Source organism: Pseudaminobacter soli (ex Zhang et al. 2022) (assembly GCF_014595955.1).
Lineage (GTDB): Bacteria > Pseudomonadota > Alphaproteobacteria > Rhizobiales > Rhizobiaceae > Kumtagia > Kumtagia pseudosoli.
Genome location: NZ_JABVCF010000015.1, coordinates 14,707 through 30,464, shown reverse-complemented (window position 1 = coordinate 30,464; position 15,758 = coordinate 14,707). Strand labels below are relative to the sequence as shown.

Here is a 15,758-nt window from a genome sequence, read left to right as displayed (position 1 = left end):
GAGGCTGATAGTCCGGAGCGGAGACGATTTGGCAGGTTGGGGTTGGTAGAGGGGAGGGGACCGGAATATAACCTTCTCCGTGCGTCCCGAAAGACCTGCGGGGAACCGGGAAGTCCCTTGGACGACCAACGTCATGGTTGGCGCGGCGGTCCGCGTCAAAAAGCGCGCACCCGCGACCCGAGGATGAACGTCCAGGCGAAATCGGACCTGCTCATAGTGACCTGCGAAGTTGCCGAACAACGCAGCCCATGCTGCCGGGGAAGCGATGGAGGGAGGGGGAATGCGCGCCGGAGCAGCACGCGCCAGGCACAGCGTGGGAAAGTGTCACCCCCACTGGAGCGCATACGCTGCAAGACAACACAAGCGAACCGGATCATGGCACTCCTGGCCCAGATCACGTCGATTTTTCTGCGCGTTTTCGCACTCCAACTAGACTAGAGCTGGTGGCGCCGCCGCCGGGTTATGCCGCGCCTTAAGGAAGACCCTGGGAGCAACCCCCATGACCTGTAACACGGGCAAGGTGCTTGGCCAGCGACGCCGTTCGGAGGCAGTTCAGCCCCGCACGTTTGCCTCACTGCTTTGGAGACCTACGAGAATGACACTCGACGCGCGCTAAGTAAGGGATTACTTCAGTCGTGCTCGTTGCTGCGATCAGGCACGACTGAACATTAGGAACGCGATATGACCGATATGCCTGAAAGGCGCAAAGAAGCAAAGCGAAGCAGGGCAGGCCGAAAATACGATTACATCCCGCGCGATCCCGCGGCCACTAAAAAGCGAATCCTGGACGCAGCTGTCGCCGAATTTGCTGAAAAGGGATTTAGTGGTGCCCGGGTCGAATCGATCGCCAAGACTGCAAATGCCAACATGCGGCTGCTCTACCACTATTTCCACGACAAGGAGCAACTCTACATCGCGGTCATCGAAGAGGTGTACCGCGACGTGCGCTCGGCCGAGCAGGACCTCCATATAGAGGAAGACGATCCCAAGAAGGGGCTCGAGCGCTTAGTCGACTTCACATTCACCCATTTTGCCGAGCATCCGGACCTGATCAGGATCGTGATGAACGAAAACATCCAGCGTGCCACCTATTTGAAGAAGTCTGATCTGGTCCCAATGATGACCACGAAGCTCTCGAGTTCCGTTAAGTCGTTACTAGACAACGGCTACGAAACAGGTGTTTTCCGCCGGAAGCCGGATCCGATACAGCTTTGGCTGTCGATCTTTTCCTTGTGCTGGGTTCATCTCGCCAACAAACACACCATGTCCTGGACATTGCAGGTCGACTTGACCGACACGCAATGGCTCGAGAGCCGCAGGCGTCACGTGCTTGAGGTCATCATGTGCTATCTCTGCGCGCCGACGACGTCCTGACGCACTGCTGTCCGTCTTAAGTCAGTGCCTGCGCCTGTCGCCGCAGCAGGAACTTTTGGATCTTGCCGGTCGAGGTTTTGGGTAACGTACCGAATACGAAGGTTTTCGGCACTTTGAACCGGGCTAGATTGGCGCGGCAATATTCTGTCAGTTCTTCAGACCCGGGCGGCGTTGCGCCTTCCTTGAAGCTGACGAAGGCGCAAGGGTGCTCGCCCCATTTCGGATCCGGCCGTGAAACCACAGCGGCCTCCAAGATCGCGGGATGCCTATAGAGAATTTCCTCGATCTCAACTGAGGAGATGTTCTCGCCGCCCGAGATGATGACGTCCTTGGCGCGGTCCTTGATCTCGATGTAACCGTCGGGATGACGCACGGCAAGGTCGCCAGTATGGAACCAGCCGCCGGCGAACGCCTTGGCGCTGGCTGACGGGTTCTTCAGATAGCCCATCATGATTGTGCTGCCGCGTAGCATGATCTCGCCCATCGTAGCGCCGTCGGACGGTACTTCGCTGCAACTGTCGGGATCGGCTACCATCGCGTCTTCGAGCGTGACCAGATTGACGCCCTGCCGTGCGTTCAACTGCATACGTGCTTGCAGAGGCAGGCCGTTCCAGTCTTGGTGCCATTCACAGATCAAGCTCGGTCCAGTGCTCTCTGTCAGGCCATAAATGTGCATGACGTTGAAGCCGGCACCTTCCATTGCCGTCATCACCGCGGTCGGCGGCGCCGATCCGCCCGTCAAGATGTTTATTCCCCAGTCAAAACGAAGGCCTGCGATCTCGGGGGCGTGAGCCAGCATATTGAGCACAACCGGAGCGGCGCTCATATGGGTCACCTTCTCGCGCTCAATCAACTCGAAGATGCGAACTGGCTCGACCTTGCGCAGGCATACATGTGTACCGCCGACCGCCGTGACAGCCCATGTGTGGCTCCAACCGTTGCAGTGAAACATCGGAAGGGTCCAGAGGTAGACCGCTTCCGGCTCCAAGCGCGCGGCTAGTGCATTGCCGAGTGCATTTAGATAGGCTCCGCGGTGGTGGCAGACGACCCCCTTGGGATCGCCTGTGGTGCCAGACGTATAGCCGAGTGTGATCGCCGTCCACTCATCCGCAATTTGAGTTCGCGGGCCCGCCGGATCACCGGTCATGAGAAATGCTTCGTAGTCGGCTTGACTAGCGGAGCTTGTTGGTTCGAGTGCAATAACTACGACCGGAATCGACAAACCGGCTGCGGCCAAGGCGGCATCAATCAAGCCAACGAATTCGGCATCGACCAAGACTATCTTGGCTTCGCCATGGCCGAGGCAGAAGGCAATGGACGCGGCGTCGAGGCGTGTGTTCAGGGCGTTCAGTACTGCGCCCAGCATGGGTACGCCATAGTGGGCTTCAAGCAGAGCTGTCACGTTCGGAGCGAGAACGGCAACCGTATCGCCCTCCTGTACGCCTGACCGTTCCAGTGCTGAGGCCAGCCTCAGGCATCGTTGCTGAAATTCGCGATACGTGAACCGCCGATCGCCATCAACGACCGCAATCTTCTCGGGGAAGGCCCGAGCCGAACGCGCGAGAAACGAAACGGGGCTAAGTGGGACATAGTTGGCAGAATTCTGGTCAAGGTCTTGGCGGTAGGAGGCTTTTTTTGACACGGTCAAAGAACCTGAGAAAATGCGCCGAGCGGGCCTATGGGCTGGCCCAATTCGCGTTGAAGTGACTTCTTACTTGTCCAATGTCAAGCTGCCCGAACGGGTGCTCCCTCTGTCCCCAGGCCAAACGACCTGTTGACAGGATTCCCTTGTAAGTGTTTTATTACTTACGTCAGGGAGGACATCAATATGAAGGCATTCAATTCTACGCTTGCCGCGTTCGCGCTGGTGTTGGCGGCCAGCAGCGCGTCGGCAGACCCGATCAAAATCGGCATTAATCAGCCTCTAACAGGCTCCGTCGCCGCGTCAGGCAACTTCATAACCGACGGCGCGAAGCTAGCAGCCGAGGCCATCAATGCCAATGGTGGCGTGCTGGGCGAGCAGATCGAGTTGGTCGTCGAGGACAACAAGAGCAACCCCAGCGAAGCCGCTGCCGCTGCCGAAAAGCTGATCACGCGCGACGAGGTTTCAGCGATGGTGGGCGCTTGGGGCTCGAGCTTCACGCTCGCGGTCATGCCCAAGCTGGAAGAGTATGGCGTGCCGATGGTCGTGGAGACCGCCTCGTCCAGCAAGGTCACCAGCGCAGGCAACCCGTGGGTCTTCCGCATTTCCGCGACTTCGGAGATGGAGGCAAAGGCCTTCTCGCCGATGGTCGGCCAAATCGGAGTCAAGAAAGCCGATTTCCTGGTCGTCAACAACGATTGGGGGCTCGGTGCTTCCGCCGAGTTCAAAAAAATGCTGGAAGCGAGCGGCGTTGCTACCGGCATGGTAGAAACCATGGATCCGGCTGCGCAGGATGTCTCCGCGCAACTCGCAAAGATCAAGAGCTCGGACGCGGACACGCTGTTCGTGACCACCGGGTTCGAGCAACTCAGCCTGGTGCTGAAGCAGGCCAAGGCGCAGGGTCTGGATAGGCGCATTATCACGACCGGAGGGTCTCAGTTCCCCGATCGACTTGTCGAACAGCTTGGATCCGCTGCCGAAGGCAGCCTGCATATTCTGTTCTTCGCCCCTTGGTTCCCTGATGCCGCGGCAAATCCGGAGGTCGCCAAGCGCTACATCGATGCCTGGAACGGCAAGGGTTATGATGCCTCCGGCCTCTCCGACGGGTTCCGGGGCTATGACGCTGTCACGGCGCTTGCCGCCGCCATCGAGAAGGCGGGAGCGCCGGACCGGGAGGCCATACGCAAGGCATTGTGGGAGATCGACGTCAAGGGCGTGAACGGCAACATCAAGTTCGAGAAGGCCGGCGTCGAGGGCAGCGAAAGCGGCCAGAACCTGCCAAACGTGTACGTCGTCCAGATCAAGGACGGAAAGCTGTCCCTTCCTAACCTCTAAGCGAACTCAAGCTTCGTGCGCGAAGGTCTCTCCGGAGCCGAGAAGGCTCCGGAGAGCATTCTCAACTGACCGGCCTCTACAGGGAACGTAAGCTTGGAACAGCTCCTGCAGCATCTCGTCAATGCCATCATATTAGGGTCCACTTACGCCCTGCTAGGGATAGGCCTGACGTTCATCTTCGGCATCATGCGTGTCGTGAACTTCGCTCATGGCGAGCTCTACACGTTCGGCGCCTACATGGTTTATCTGTTTTCGGTGATCCTCGGCGTCAACTTTCTGCTGGCGATCGCCATAGCCATCGTTCTCGGGGTGCTGCTCGGCGCGGCCATCGAATACACGCTCCTGCGGAAGCTGCGCGGCGCCGACGTCGACACCACGATGCTGGTGATGATCGGCGCCTGGATCATCATGCAGAATGGCGAGCAACTCATCTGGAGCGGAGTTGCCAAGTCGATACCCACGCCATTCCCCGAAGAGCCGCTTTCGTTGGGCCTGGTCTCGGTTGCCTGGTCTCGCGTCTTTGTCTTCGTCGTCGCCATTGCGCTGATAATCCTGGCGCAGACGATCATCCAGCGCACGCGACTGGGCAAGGCCATGCGTGCGACCTTCCAGGACCGCGATACCGCAGCCCTCATGGGTATCAATATCAACGTGATCTATCTCGCCACCTTCGCACTGGGTTCGGGCCTTGCGTCTGCAGCCGGCGCCCTGCTCGGCCCGATCTTCATCGTCATGCCGACGATGGGCAATTTGGCGGTGCTGAAGGCGTTCGCCATCGTGATTCTGGGCGGTCTCGGCAACATGAAGGGAGCCGCCATTGGCGGGTTTGTCCTTGCCCTGGTCGAGGAGTTCGGTGCCGGCTACGTCTCGTCGGGCTATCGCGACGCCATGGGCTTCCTGCTCATCATCCTGGTCCTGATGGTCAAGCCCACCGGACTGTTCGCAAGATCGGAGCGCATCGGATGACCACGACCATGCAATGGCTCTTCGTGGCCGCACTCGCTGGCCTGCCCCTCGTCATGCACGACCAGTATTTCTTCCATGTCCTGATCATGATGGGGATCTTCACCATCGGAGCAATGAGCCTGAACCTGCTGCTCGGCTATACGGGGCAACTCAGCCTGGGCCACGTCGCCTTCTTCGGGATCGGTGCCTATACGAGTGCGCTGGTCTCGCTCGGCTTCGATATTCAGATCACCGAAACCTACACCTTCGTACTAGCGCCGAAGCCGGCCTGGTTTTCCTTGATATGCAGCGTTACGCTGGCCGGCCTGTGCGGCTGGTTCATCGGCAAGCTTTCGTTCCGGGTCCGTGGCGCATATTTCGTCATCGTCACCATCAGCTTCGCGGAAGTGGTGCGGCTGGTCGCGCTGAACTGGGTCGACCTGACCGAAGGTCCGATGGCGCTGAACAACATACCGCCTCTCGCGACTGCATTGCCCGGGTTCGATAGCGGACCGCTGCAGCGCAAGATCGTCAACTACTACATCGTGCTGGGCGTCGCCGTATTCTCCTTCTTGGTCATCAAGCGGATCATCCAGTCCCGGCTTGGCCGGGCCATGGTGGCGCTGCGGGAAAACGAGGCATTGGCCAAGTCCGTCGGTATCGATGTGACCCGCTATCTGGTTCTCGCGGCGATCGCGTCTGCCGCGATCGCCGGCGCAGCCGGTGGTCTGTACGCCCACTACGTCCGTATCGTCGATCCCGACGTCTTCCTGTTCATCTACACGGTTACCATGGTCATCATGGTGGTGTCCGGCGGCAAGGGGACATTGGCTGGGCCGGTGGTCGGCGGCGTGATCTTCGGCTTGCTGCCCGAATTCCTGCGGGGGCACACGGTGCCGGAAGTGCAATGGATGATCTATGGCGCGCTCATGATCCTGATCGTCTACTTCTTGCCCCAGGGCATCGTGCCGGCGGTCAACAAGTGGTGGACGGCATACCGTAGCAAGCGCGACCAGGTTGTGGCGACGAACGTGTCGCTCGGCCGCAATCCCCAGGAGCAGGAGGGATGAACACGCACAGCATGGCTGGCTCGCCTGTTCTTGCCGTCAATAACCTCGCCGTGCATTTCGGCGGTCTGGTAGCCATCTCCGATGCCAGCTTCGCCGTCGATGAAGGCGAGATCGTAAGCCTGATCGGACCGAACGGCGCCGGCAAGACCACGGCATTCAACGTCATCTCGGGCTTTCTTCGCGCCACGCAGGGCGAGATCGTCTACAGGGGGCAGCGCCTCAATGGCCTGCGTCCGCACGAGATCGCCGAGGCGGGATTGGTGCGGACGTTCCAGAAAACCAGCATCTTCGGCAACAACACAGTATTCGAGAACGTCCTGATCGGCTTGCATCGGGTCAGCGCCGCCTCGACATGGGAGACCTTGCTGGCCCTTCCCAAGGTCCGGCGCAGGGAAAGGCAGTTGCGGGATGAAGTCCGCGAAATCCTTGATTTCGTTGGGCTCGGGCATAGGGGAGAGGAACTCGCCGGTTCGCTGGCCTATGGCGAGCAGCGGCTGCTGGAGATTGCCGTCGCCCTTGCCGCCAAGCCGTCGCTTCTGCTGCTGGACGAACCGGCCTGCGGCATGAACCCGACCGAGGCGCTTAGCTTCCGCAAACTTCTGTCAAGCATCAGCGAGCGGCGGATCACCATCCTCCTGGTCGAACACAACATGAGGATGGTGATGGGCGTCTCCGATCGCGTGGTCGTCCTCAACCACGGCAAGATCATCGCGAACGGCCCGCCTGCCGAAATCCAGAAGAACCCGGAAGTGGTGCGGGCCTATCTCGGCCATGGAGCGCAAAAGCATGCTTGAGGTCGAGAACATCGAGTGCCGCTACGGCAAGGCCAATGTCCTTCACAAAGTCTCGGTAGACGTGAAGCAAGGCGAACTTGTCACGCTGATCGGCGCCAACGGTGCCGGAAAGAGCAGCACTCTGCGCGCCATTTCCGGCCTCCTTCCGCCCGTCTCCGGCCGAATCTCCTTCCTCGGGGAGGACATCACCAATGCATCGCCGCGTCGCATCCTCGAAATGGGCATCGCCCATTGCCCGGAAGGCCGCAGGATCTTCCCCTTCATGACCGTGGAGGAGAACCTGGAAATCGGCGCCTATCGTCGTAACGACCGGAAGCAGATCGCCGATGACATGGACGGCGTCTATCATCGCTTCCCGGTTCTCGGCGAACGGCGCGGCCAGGCCGCCGGAACTCTTTCCGGCGGAGAACAGCAGATGCTCGCCATCGGGCGCGCCCTGATGTCACGGCCGAAGCTGGTCATATTCGACGAGCCATCGCTCGGTCTGGCTCCCAACAACGTGCAGAAGACCTTCGACTACATCATGGAGATCAATCGACAGGGTACAACGGTCCTCATGGTCGAGCAGAATGCCTACGCCGCGCTCGAGATGTGCGATCGTTCCTTCCTGCTGGAGTCCGGGCAGATTGCGCTTCACGGCAGGGGCGAGGATCTGATCCGCGACCAGCATGTCCGGCGAGCCTATCTCGGTGACGAGGGCTGACGCGGGGGGCCTCTCTTCAATCACCCGCGTAGCGGGGGAACCACCGATGGCGCCCCTCGTGGCGCCATCGGCCGACCGCGACTGAGCCGCAAACGCGGCGCAACCTAAAGTTTTTTGCTCGCACGCTTGACATTGTGTTGACGGCCGGCACGCAAGTAAGTAACTTATTACTTAGAACGGATGAGCATCCCAGGGAGGGTCGAGCATGACAGTGCAATCGAAGATCAAGGCTGCGGACACGGTCACGAAAGAGGATCTGGAGGGGTTGTCGCCCCAGCAGCTGCGGGCGGTCTTCCGTGAGGGTCGCTGGAGCGGCGGCACCGAAGGCCTGGCGCGCGGCTATGCGCAGGCCAATCTGATCATCCTCCCGAAGGACGTCGCGCTTGAGTTCCTCATCTTCTGCCAGCGCAATCCGCAGCCTTGCCCGATCGTCGAGGTGACCGATCCCGGCAGCCCGATGATCACTCAGTGGGCGAAGGCCGACCTGCGTACCGACCTGCCGCGTTACAGCGTCTACAAGGAAGGCGTTCTGGTCGACCAGCCGACCGACATCTCGGAATACTGGCGCGACGATCTCGTGGGCTTCCTGATCGGCTGCAGCTACTCCTTCGAGCAGGCTCTGCTGAACGCCGGCATTCCGCTGCGCCACCAGGACGAAAACAAGATCGTCTCGGTCTACACGACCAACGTGCAGTGCGTTCCGGCCGGCCGATTCGCCGGACCGATGGTCGTCTCGATGCGACCGGTCAAGCGCGATCAGGTCGTCCGCGCAGTGCAGGTTACGTCACGCTTCCCGGCCACGCACGGTGCGCCCGTCCATATCGGCGACCCCACGCTGATCGGCGTGGATCTGAACCGAACCGACTTCGACACCGGCGTCTTCGAATTGGCCGAGGACGACGTACCCGTCTTCTGGGGATGCGGTGGCACACCACAGGCCGTCGCGCTGGCCTCGAAGATCGATTTCATGATCACCCACAAGGTGGGCCACCTGTTCGTTACCGACAAGCTTTCCGAGGCGGTCGCGGCGATCTGACCGCGCTGTCCGTCTGAGATTTATCTGGAGATTAGTTAAATGAAGGCTGCACTCTATCACGAGTACGGTACCCCGGACGTTCTGAAGTACGAGGACGTCGATCCAATTCCGCTCGGCCGCACGGATGCGCTGATCAAGGTGAAGGCGACGTCTGTAAACTGGTTCGACATCATCGGACGCAAGGGCGAGTACCGTCCCAACAAGGGCTTTCCGCATATTGCTGGCGGCGACATCGCCGGCGAGGTCGCCGAGATCGGCTCCGACGTCACCAATGTCAAAGTCGGCGATCCAGTCGTCGTCTATGCCACCGTCGGCTGCGGAACTTGCGAGTCGTGCCGTCGCGGCGAGCCGAATGTCTGCCTGAATTACAAGTACTATGGCTCGGCCCTCTGGGGTGGGTATGCCCAGTATTGCACGGTGCGGGCGCAGAACCTGATCCCGATGTACAAGGGCCTCGATTTCGCCGAGTGCGCCGCCACCAACATCACGTTCCTGACCGCGTGGCACAAGTTGGCCCGCGCCAATATCCGTGCGGGCGAGGACATCCTGATCCATGCGGTCGGAAGCGGTATCGGCCTGGCAGCGCTCCAGATCGCCAAGCTGCACGGCCTGCGGGTAATCGGGACTGCAAGTAGCGACGAGAAATGCGAGAAGGGTCTCGAACTCGGCGCCGACTACATGATCAACTACAAGAAGCAGAACTTCCGTGAGGAAGTGCGCAGGCTGACCGACAAGCGCGGTGTCGACGTGGTCTTCGAACACATCGGTGCCGACGTGTGGGAAGACAGCATCATGAGCCTGACCCGCTTCGGCCGTCTGGTCACCTGCGGCGCCTCGTCGGGCTATCGGGTCACCATGAACGCCGCCCATGTCTGGCACAAGCAACTCACCATCATCGGCTCGAATCATGGAACCATGAACGAGCTTTCGACGATCATCAAACTGCTGGAAGCCAAGAAGCTCCGCCCGATCATTGGCGCCAAGCTGCCGCTCAAGGATGCAGCCGAAGCACATCGGATGGCAGAGGGCCGTGGCGTCTTCGGCAAGATCGTCCTGGAACCCGAGCACTGATCTGACACAACATCGACGCCTTGCCGGAGGACCCGGCAAGGCAGACTCGCGAAGGCGCACGAGGGGAACATGGCGGAAGAACGAATTCTGCAACTGGCCGGACAATTCAAGGGCTCCGCGATGCTCAACGCGCGGATCGACGCGAACTCATCGCGGCTGGCGGATCTCAGCGGCTTTACCGCCGACGATTCGCGTAAGGCAAAGGCCCGGATCGGCGGATGGCCACAGTATCAGGTCACGCCGCTGCACCGGCTTCCTGGAGCAGCCGCGCGACTGGGACTTGGTGCCCTTGTCTGCAAGGACGAGAGCCGGCGGCTCGGCCTTGCGAGCTTCAAGGCGCTCGGCGCGGTGTTCGCGGCGGTCAGCGAAGTTTTGGACCTGCTGGCTGGCCGCCTCGACACGCCGGTATCGGACCTCGACCTTCTGCAGGGCAAATACCGCGAAGCCTTGGCCGATGTCAGCCTGGTCTGCGCAACCGACGGCAATCACGGGTTCTCGGTTGCCAGCGCGGCGCGCCGGATGGGTTGCCACGCGCGCATCTACATCCCCGCCGGCGTCAGCCCGGGCCGGGAGCAGGCACTGCGGGACGAAGGCGCCGAGGTGGTCCGGATCGACGGAATCTACGACGAGGCGTACGAGGCCGCGGAGCAGGACGCGAACGTCAATCCCGGCGCGATGATGATCTCGGATTCCGCCACTCCCCACTACACTAAGATTCCGGCGCTTTGCATGACCGGTTACTCGGTGATGGCGCAGGAGTTCGTAGCCCAATTGGGCGATGACCTGCCCACCCACATGATGTTGACGGCGGGGTGCGGCGGCCTTGCCGCGGCGATGATCTCTTCGCTCCATCAGTTGCTCGGAAACCGGGCGCCGAAATTCATCATCGTGGAGCCGATCAAGGCCGACTGCGTGTTCGCCAGCGCCGTCGAAGGAAACTCGACGGTCGTTGGCGGCGACCTGGAGACCATCATGGGCGGCCTGTCCTGTGCTGCCGTGTCGCATCTCGCATGGCCGACGATCGATTCCGGTGCATTCGGCTTCGTGCGCATCGAGGACGATGCGGCAGTCGCGGCCATGCGCCTCCTCGCGAAGCCTCTGGATGGCGATCCAGCAATCACTGCCGGTGAAACCGGAGGTGCGGGCCTGGCCGGTCTTCTTGCCCTGTGCGACGACCCGAAGGCGCGTCAGCTTTTCGGCCTTGACCATACGGCGAAGGTTCTGGTCATCAATTGCGAAGGCGCCACCGACCCCGAACAGTATCGCAAGCTGGTTTTGGCGGAGCACGAAGAGGCGTAAGTGCGCCGGTCAAGGCTGACCGCTGAGGAGGGGAGGCGGCAACAATGAACGAGAGAGCCAATGTCGGCATTGGCGCACGCCTTCCTCGCAAGGAAGACGATCGGCTGATGCGCGGCCGCGGCCTTTTCGTCGGAGACATCTCCATGCCGGGCCTCCAGGACGTTGCATTCCTGCGCAGTCCGCTGGCACATGGCAGGATCGTCTCGGTCGATGTGCCCGAAGACTGCGCCGGCCGGGTTTTCACCTCGGCCGATATGGCCGGGGTGAAGCCGATCCGGGCCGTTTCGGGATTGCCCGGCTTCAAGCCCTCCAGCCAGCCGCCGCTGGCGACAGGCACGGTCCGCTTTGCAGGCGAACTGGTGGCGATGTGCGTCGATGAGAACCGGGCGCAGGCGGAAGACCTGGTCAGCCGGGTCAACGTGGACATCGAAGCGCTGCCGGTACTCGCCGATACCGGCACGGCCCAGGCGGTGGACGCCGTCCGCGTGCACGAGGATTGGGCCGACAACATCTATCTCGAGACAAAGATCGAAAAGGGCGACCGCGCCGTCCTCGACAATGCAGCGATCAAGGTGGAGCGGGAGATAAGGCTGAGCCGTCAGTGCATGGCTCCGCTGGAGGGGAAGGGCACGGTGGCGTGGTGGGATTCACGTCTCGACCAACTCGTCGTCTACACCTCGACCCAGTTGCCGCACATGATGCGGACCGGACTCGCCGAATGCCTCGGTCTCGAGGAACGGCAGATCCATGTCGTTGCGCCGGATGTCGGCGGCGCGTTCGGGTTCAAATGTATCCTGCAGCCGGAGGAAGTCTGTATCGCATGGCTGGCGATGACGCGCAGGCGTCCGTTTCGCTGGCTCGAAGATCGCCGCGAGCACCTGGTTGCCGCCGCGAACACGCGCGAGCATCACTACCGGATCACTGGCTATGCTGACGCCGAGGGCCGGCTGCTCGGCATTGAAGCCGACGTCGCCGTCGATGTCGGCGCATACTCCGTCTGGCCGTTCTCGGCCTGCCTGGAATCGGCGCAGATCGCCAGCATCCTGCCGGGCCCCTATGTGATGCCTTACTACGCCTGCCGTACGGTTTCGGTCGCCACCAACAAGCCGCCCTTCACGCCCTACCGCGGTGTAGCCCGCACGGGTGTGTGCTTTGCGATCGAGCTGATCGTGGATGCGATCGCGCGTGAAGCCGGGCGCGAGCCATCGCAGGTGCGGCTGGACAACCTGGTCCGGCCCGAACAGATGCCGTTCACCAACATCACCGGAAAGCTGTTCGACAGCGGTGACTATCCCGAAAGCGTGCGCAAGGCCGTCGAAGCGATCGACCTGCCCGCATTGCGCGCCCGCCAAGGGAGCGCTGGGGATGACGGGCGTCTGCTGGGCATTGGCTTTGCCACCTATTGCGAGCAGGCAGCCCACGGCACCACGGTCTACTCGGGCTGGGGGATACCGATGGTGCCCGGCTTCGAGCAGGCAACGGCAAGGGTAACGCCGGACGGTGGACTGGAGCTGCGTATCGGCGTCCATTCTCATGGACAAGGCATGGAAACCTCGATGGCGCAGGTCGCCAACGAAATCCTCGGCATAGATCCCGCGCAGATCAACCTGGTGCATGGCGACACCGCGCTGACACCGTATTCCACCGGCACCTGGGGGTCGCGGTCCATGGTCATGGCAGGCGGGGCGGTGTCGCGCGCGTGCGAGATCATCGCGGAACGGGCCAAGGTGATCGGAGCGCATCTGCTCCAGTCTTCGCCGGACCAGGTCACGGTTTCCGATGGCAAGGTCATGGCGGCGGGAGGCAGCGTCACCTTCGCCGAGATCGCTAATGCCTGGTACAAGCGGCCGGAGACCCTGCCGGCCGACGTGGCTCCCGAGGGGCTGGAGGTCACCGCCGGTTACAAGCCCAAGGTCGACAGCGGTACCTTCAGCTATGCCACCCATGCGGCCGTCGTGGCGGTGGATCCCGAGTTCGGCGCCGTCGATATCCTCGATTACGTCGTGGTGGAAGACGGCGGCACGTTGGTCAACCCGCTCATCGTGGACGGCCAGATCCTGGGTGGCGTAGCCCAGGGGATCGGCACCGCCCTGTATGAGGAATCGCCTTATAACGCCGACGGTCAGCCGCTGGCTTCGACCTTCATGGACTATATCATTCCGGGTCCATGCGAGGTGCCGGATATCAGGATTGTTCACATGGAGACGCCTTCGCCATTCACGGCGCATGGCGTCAAGGGCATCGGCGAAGGCGGCGCCATCGCACCGCCGGCTGCGATCGCCAATGCAATCAATGACGCGTTGCGGCCATTGGGCGCCGAGGTCGCGACCACGCCGGTAACACCCCACCGGCTGCTTTCGGCAATCGCCGAGGCTCGGGCGAAAGCCGCTGGAGCCGTCGCGCAATGAAGCCCGTTGATTTTCGTTATAGCCGCCCGGGAACCATCCCGGAGGCGATCGAACTGCTGAACGAGGGTGCGGGTGGCGCCAAGATCATGGCCGGGGGCCAATCGCTCGGGCCAATGCTCAACCTTCGCTTGGCGCAGCCGGAGCAGATCGTCGACATCACTGCAATTCCGGCTCTGACGATGGTTACAGAGGAACGCGATGCTGTGGTCTTCGGCGCCTGCATCACCCATGCCGCGTTCGAAGATGGCCGGGTGCCGGATCCAGCCAACGGATTCCTGCGCCGGGTCGCGGGCGGCATCGCCTATCGCGCTGTACGGAACCGCGGTACGATCGGTGGCAGCCTGGTCCACGCCGACCCCGCCGCGGACTGGATCACGACGCTAACTGCGCTCGACGCGGAACTTATCGTGGCAACGGCGCAGGGCGAACGCCGCGTCGCGCTGGAAGCCTTCATGATGATGGCTTTCGGCGTTCATCTCGACGATGGTGAGTTCCTGGCCGGCATTCGGATCCGGAAGTTTTCGCCGGCTGCCCGATTTGGCTATTACAAGTTCTGCCGCAAGCGCGGTGAGTTCGCCGAGGCGATGGCAGCCGTAGTTATCGATCCCGCGCTGAACATCTACCGCGGTGTCATCGGCGCAACCCAGTCCAGGCCTCTCGTTCTCGATGATATCCGCGATCTTCTTCGCGGAGGCGGGGAGTCTTCAGCGCCGAATGGAGCGGCTCTCGCGCGCGCCCGCGATCGTGTGGCTGACCTCGGCATCGACGACGACCCGATCACGGACGCCATGCATGGCAATGCCTTTGCGCGCGCTCTGGAACAGGTGATTGCATGAACGGCCTCCGGCTCACCGTGAATGGCTTGCCGGTAGCGGAGCATGTCGAGCCGCGAACCAGCCTGGCCGATCTGCTGCGCGAAAACCTGAATCTGACAGGCACTCATCTGGGCTGCGAACAAGGTGTCTGCGGCGCCTGCACTGTGTTTGTCGATGGCGTCCCGGTGCGCTCCTGCATCAGCACCGCCGTGTCCTGCAGCGGCGCCGACGTGCGTACCATCGAGAGTTTCGACGCCGATCCGTTGATGGGCGAACTGCGCGAGGCGTTCAACAAACATCACGCCCTGCAATGTGGCTTCTGTACGCCTGGCATGCTGGTCATGGCGCGAGACATCGTCGAGCGGCTCGGAGACGCTGACGAGGAACGCATCCGGCTCGAGCTGGCAGGAAATCTTTGCCGCTGCACAGGCTACGCCGGGATCGTAAAGGCGATCCGCTCCGTCGTGCTTGCGCGCCAAGCCGCCGGCACGGCCCCCTCTCTAGGCGCTCCTCAGGGTCTTGGCCCGGCAGGCTCCGGGCACGGCCAGGTGACGGAGGCCAAGCCGCGTCAGGCAATGACGCCGCCGATTCCTGCCTCGAGTCCCAAGTCTGCCAAGCTGGGCAAGCTTGCGGCCACGGCACCCTCCGTGAAGCAATCCTTCGTCATCGAATTTCCGCCCGAGACGGTCTGGAGCCGATTCGGCGACGTGCCCGCGATGGTGCCCTGCATCCCCGGCGCCTCCCTGGTCGGCCGCACCGATGACGGAAACTTCCAGGTCAGCATGCGCGTCAAAATGGGGCCGATCGGCGCGCAATTCGCTGGCACGGCCAACCAGCAGCGGAATGACGACATGCTGACCGGCGTCATTCACGGATCGGGCCGCGACGAGCGTAGTGGCTCGCTGGCGCGAGGTGAGCTCAGCTATGCGTTGCATGAGATGAATGGCGGCGCAGCGACGCGGGTCGATCTTGAGGTCACCTACTCGTTGTCGGGCGCACTCGGCCAATTTGCCCGGGGCGGCATCGTAACCCACTTCATCGCGGCGATCACCGCGCAGTTCGCCGACAATCTGAAGCGCTCGCTGTCGCCAGAGGAAGCGCCAAATGCAACTCAGCAGCCGAGGGAACTGCGTCTTGCGGGAAGCATGGCCACAGCCCTGAAATCGTGGCTGGGCGCGACCATTCGGAAGCTGTTCTCACGCTGATCTGCGGGAGCGCGGCTGCTGCGCGTGCCGCCGGCCCGCGCAGCAGCCCATACTCCACTCC

At 61.9% G+C, this 15,758-nt stretch carries 13 protein-coding genes; 12 read left to right on the top strand and 1 reads right to left on the bottom strand.

The window, feature by feature from the left end:
- Window positions 1–690 precede the first annotated feature (690 nt).
- Entirely contained in the window at window positions 691–1,374 is a 684-nt protein-coding gene (locus HUI96_RS23770) for a TetR/AcrR family transcriptional regulator (protein ID WP_188257204.1), read from the top strand.
- A 16-nt stretch (window positions 1,375–1,390) separates the two neighbouring features.
- Here HUI96_RS23770 and HUI96_RS23765 read toward each other — a convergent pair whose 3' ends face one another.
- Window positions 1,391–3,016, bottom strand: a complete 1,626-nt coding sequence (locus tag HUI96_RS23765) for an AMP-binding protein (RefSeq protein WP_188257203.1) — start codon at window positions 3,014–3,016, stop codon at window positions 1,391–1,393.
- A gap of 186 nt (window positions 3,017–3,202) precedes the next feature.
- Between HUI96_RS23765 and HUI96_RS23760 the strand changes: the two genes are divergently transcribed.
- The 11 genes from HUI96_RS23760 to HUI96_RS23710 all read left to right on the top strand — a co-directional run bounded on the left by HUI96_RS23760 (window position 3,203) and on the right by HUI96_RS23710 (window position 15,697).
- Window positions 3,203–4,351 (top strand): ABC transporter substrate-binding protein, encoded by a 1,149-nt coding sequence (locus HUI96_RS23760; protein ID WP_188257202.1) that lies wholly within the window; start codon window positions 3,203–3,205, stop codon window positions 4,349–4,351.
- Window positions 4,352–4,444: 93 nt separating this feature from the next.
- Window positions 4,445–5,317, top strand: coding sequence for a branched-chain amino acid ABC transporter permease (locus HUI96_RS23755; protein WP_188257201.1), 873 nt, complete (start codon window positions 4,445–4,447; stop codon window positions 5,315–5,317).
- A complete protein-coding gene (locus tag HUI96_RS23750) occupies window positions 5,314–6,366 on the top strand; it encodes a branched-chain amino acid ABC transporter permease (protein WP_188257200.1) in 1,053 nt (350 codons plus the stop codon). Before HUI96_RS23755 ends, HUI96_RS23750 begins: the two co-directional genes overlap by 4 nt.
- The gene (locus tag HUI96_RS23745; protein ID WP_188257199.1) at window positions 6,363–7,160 is read left to right on the top strand and encodes an ABC transporter ATP-binding protein; all 798 of its coding nucleotides are present in this window, start codon (window positions 6,363–6,365) and stop codon (window positions 7,158–7,160) included. Before HUI96_RS23750 ends, HUI96_RS23745 begins: the two co-directional genes overlap by 4 nt.
- A complete protein-coding gene (locus HUI96_RS23740; protein WP_188257198.1) occupies window positions 7,153–7,863 on the top strand; it encodes an ABC transporter ATP-binding protein in 711 nt (236 codons plus the stop codon). Before HUI96_RS23745 ends, HUI96_RS23740 begins: the two co-directional genes overlap by 8 nt.
- A gap of 205 nt (window positions 7,864–8,068) precedes the next feature.
- Window positions 8,069–8,899, top strand: coding sequence for a putative hydro-lyase (locus tag HUI96_RS23735; protein WP_188257197.1), 831 nt, complete (start codon window positions 8,069–8,071; stop codon window positions 8,897–8,899).
- 39 nt (window positions 8,900–8,938) lie between these two features.
- A complete protein-coding gene (locus tag HUI96_RS23730; protein ID WP_188257196.1) occupies window positions 8,939–9,970 on the top strand; it encodes a zinc-binding dehydrogenase in 1,032 nt (343 codons plus the stop codon).
- 69 nt (window positions 9,971–10,039) lie between these two features.
- Window positions 10,040–11,269 (top strand): diaminopropionate ammonia-lyase, encoded by a 1,230-nt coding sequence (locus HUI96_RS23725; RefSeq protein ID WP_188257195.1) that lies wholly within the window; start codon window positions 10,040–10,042, stop codon window positions 11,267–11,269.
- Window positions 11,270–11,313: 44 nt separating this feature from the next.
- Window positions 11,314–13,677, top strand: a complete 2,364-nt coding sequence (locus HUI96_RS23720) for a xanthine dehydrogenase family protein molybdopterin-binding subunit (protein WP_188257194.1) — start codon at window positions 11,314–11,316, stop codon at window positions 13,675–13,677.
- Window positions 13,674–14,513, top strand: coding sequence for an FAD binding domain-containing protein (locus HUI96_RS23715; protein ID WP_188257193.1), 840 nt, complete (start codon window positions 13,674–13,676; stop codon window positions 14,511–14,513). Before HUI96_RS23720 ends, HUI96_RS23715 begins: the two co-directional genes overlap by 4 nt.
- Window positions 14,510–15,697 carry a xanthine dehydrogenase family Fe-S subunit gene (locus HUI96_RS23710; RefSeq protein WP_188257192.1) on the top strand — a complete coding sequence of 396 codons (1,188 nt, stop codon included), beginning with the start codon at window positions 14,510–14,512 and terminating at the stop codon, window positions 15,695–15,697. Before HUI96_RS23715 ends, HUI96_RS23710 begins: the two co-directional genes overlap by 4 nt.
- Window positions 15,698–15,758 lie beyond the last annotated feature (61 nt).

Coding starts and splice junctions, on each gene's coding strand:
- HUI96_RS23770 (WP_188257204.1), top strand. CDS start 691: ATGCCTGAAAGGCGCAAAGAAGCAAAGCGAAGCAGGGCAGGCCGAAAA.
- HUI96_RS23760 (WP_188257202.1), top strand. CDS start 3,203: ATGAAGGCATTCAATTCTACGCTTGCCGCGTTCGCGCTGGTGTTGGCG.
- HUI96_RS23750 (WP_188257200.1), top strand. CDS start 5,314: ATGACCACGACCATGCAATGGCTCTTCGTGGCCGCACTCGCTGGCCTG.
- HUI96_RS23745 (WP_188257199.1), top strand. CDS start 6,363: ATGAACACGCACAGCATGGCTGGCTCGCCTGTTCTTGCCGTCAATAAC.
- HUI96_RS23740 (WP_188257198.1), top strand. CDS start 7,153: ATGCTTGAGGTCGAGAACATCGAGTGCCGCTACGGCAAGGCCAATGTC.
- HUI96_RS23735 (WP_188257197.1), top strand. CDS start 8,069: ATGACAGTGCAATCGAAGATCAAGGCTGCGGACACGGTCACGAAAGAG.
- HUI96_RS23730 (WP_188257196.1), top strand. CDS start 8,939: ATGAAGGCTGCACTCTATCACGAGTACGGTACCCCGGACGTTCTGAAG.
- HUI96_RS23725 (WP_188257195.1), top strand. CDS start 10,040: ATGGCGGAAGAACGAATTCTGCAACTGGCCGGACAATTCAAGGGCTCC.
- HUI96_RS23720 (WP_188257194.1), top strand. CDS start 11,314: ATGAACGAGAGAGCCAATGTCGGCATTGGCGCACGCCTTCCTCGCAAG.
- HUI96_RS23715 (WP_188257193.1), top strand. CDS start 13,674: ATGAAGCCCGTTGATTTTCGTTATAGCCGCCCGGGAACCATCCCGGAG.
- HUI96_RS23710 (WP_188257192.1), top strand. CDS start 14,510: ATGAACGGCCTCCGGCTCACCGTGAATGGCTTGCCGGTAGCGGAGCAT.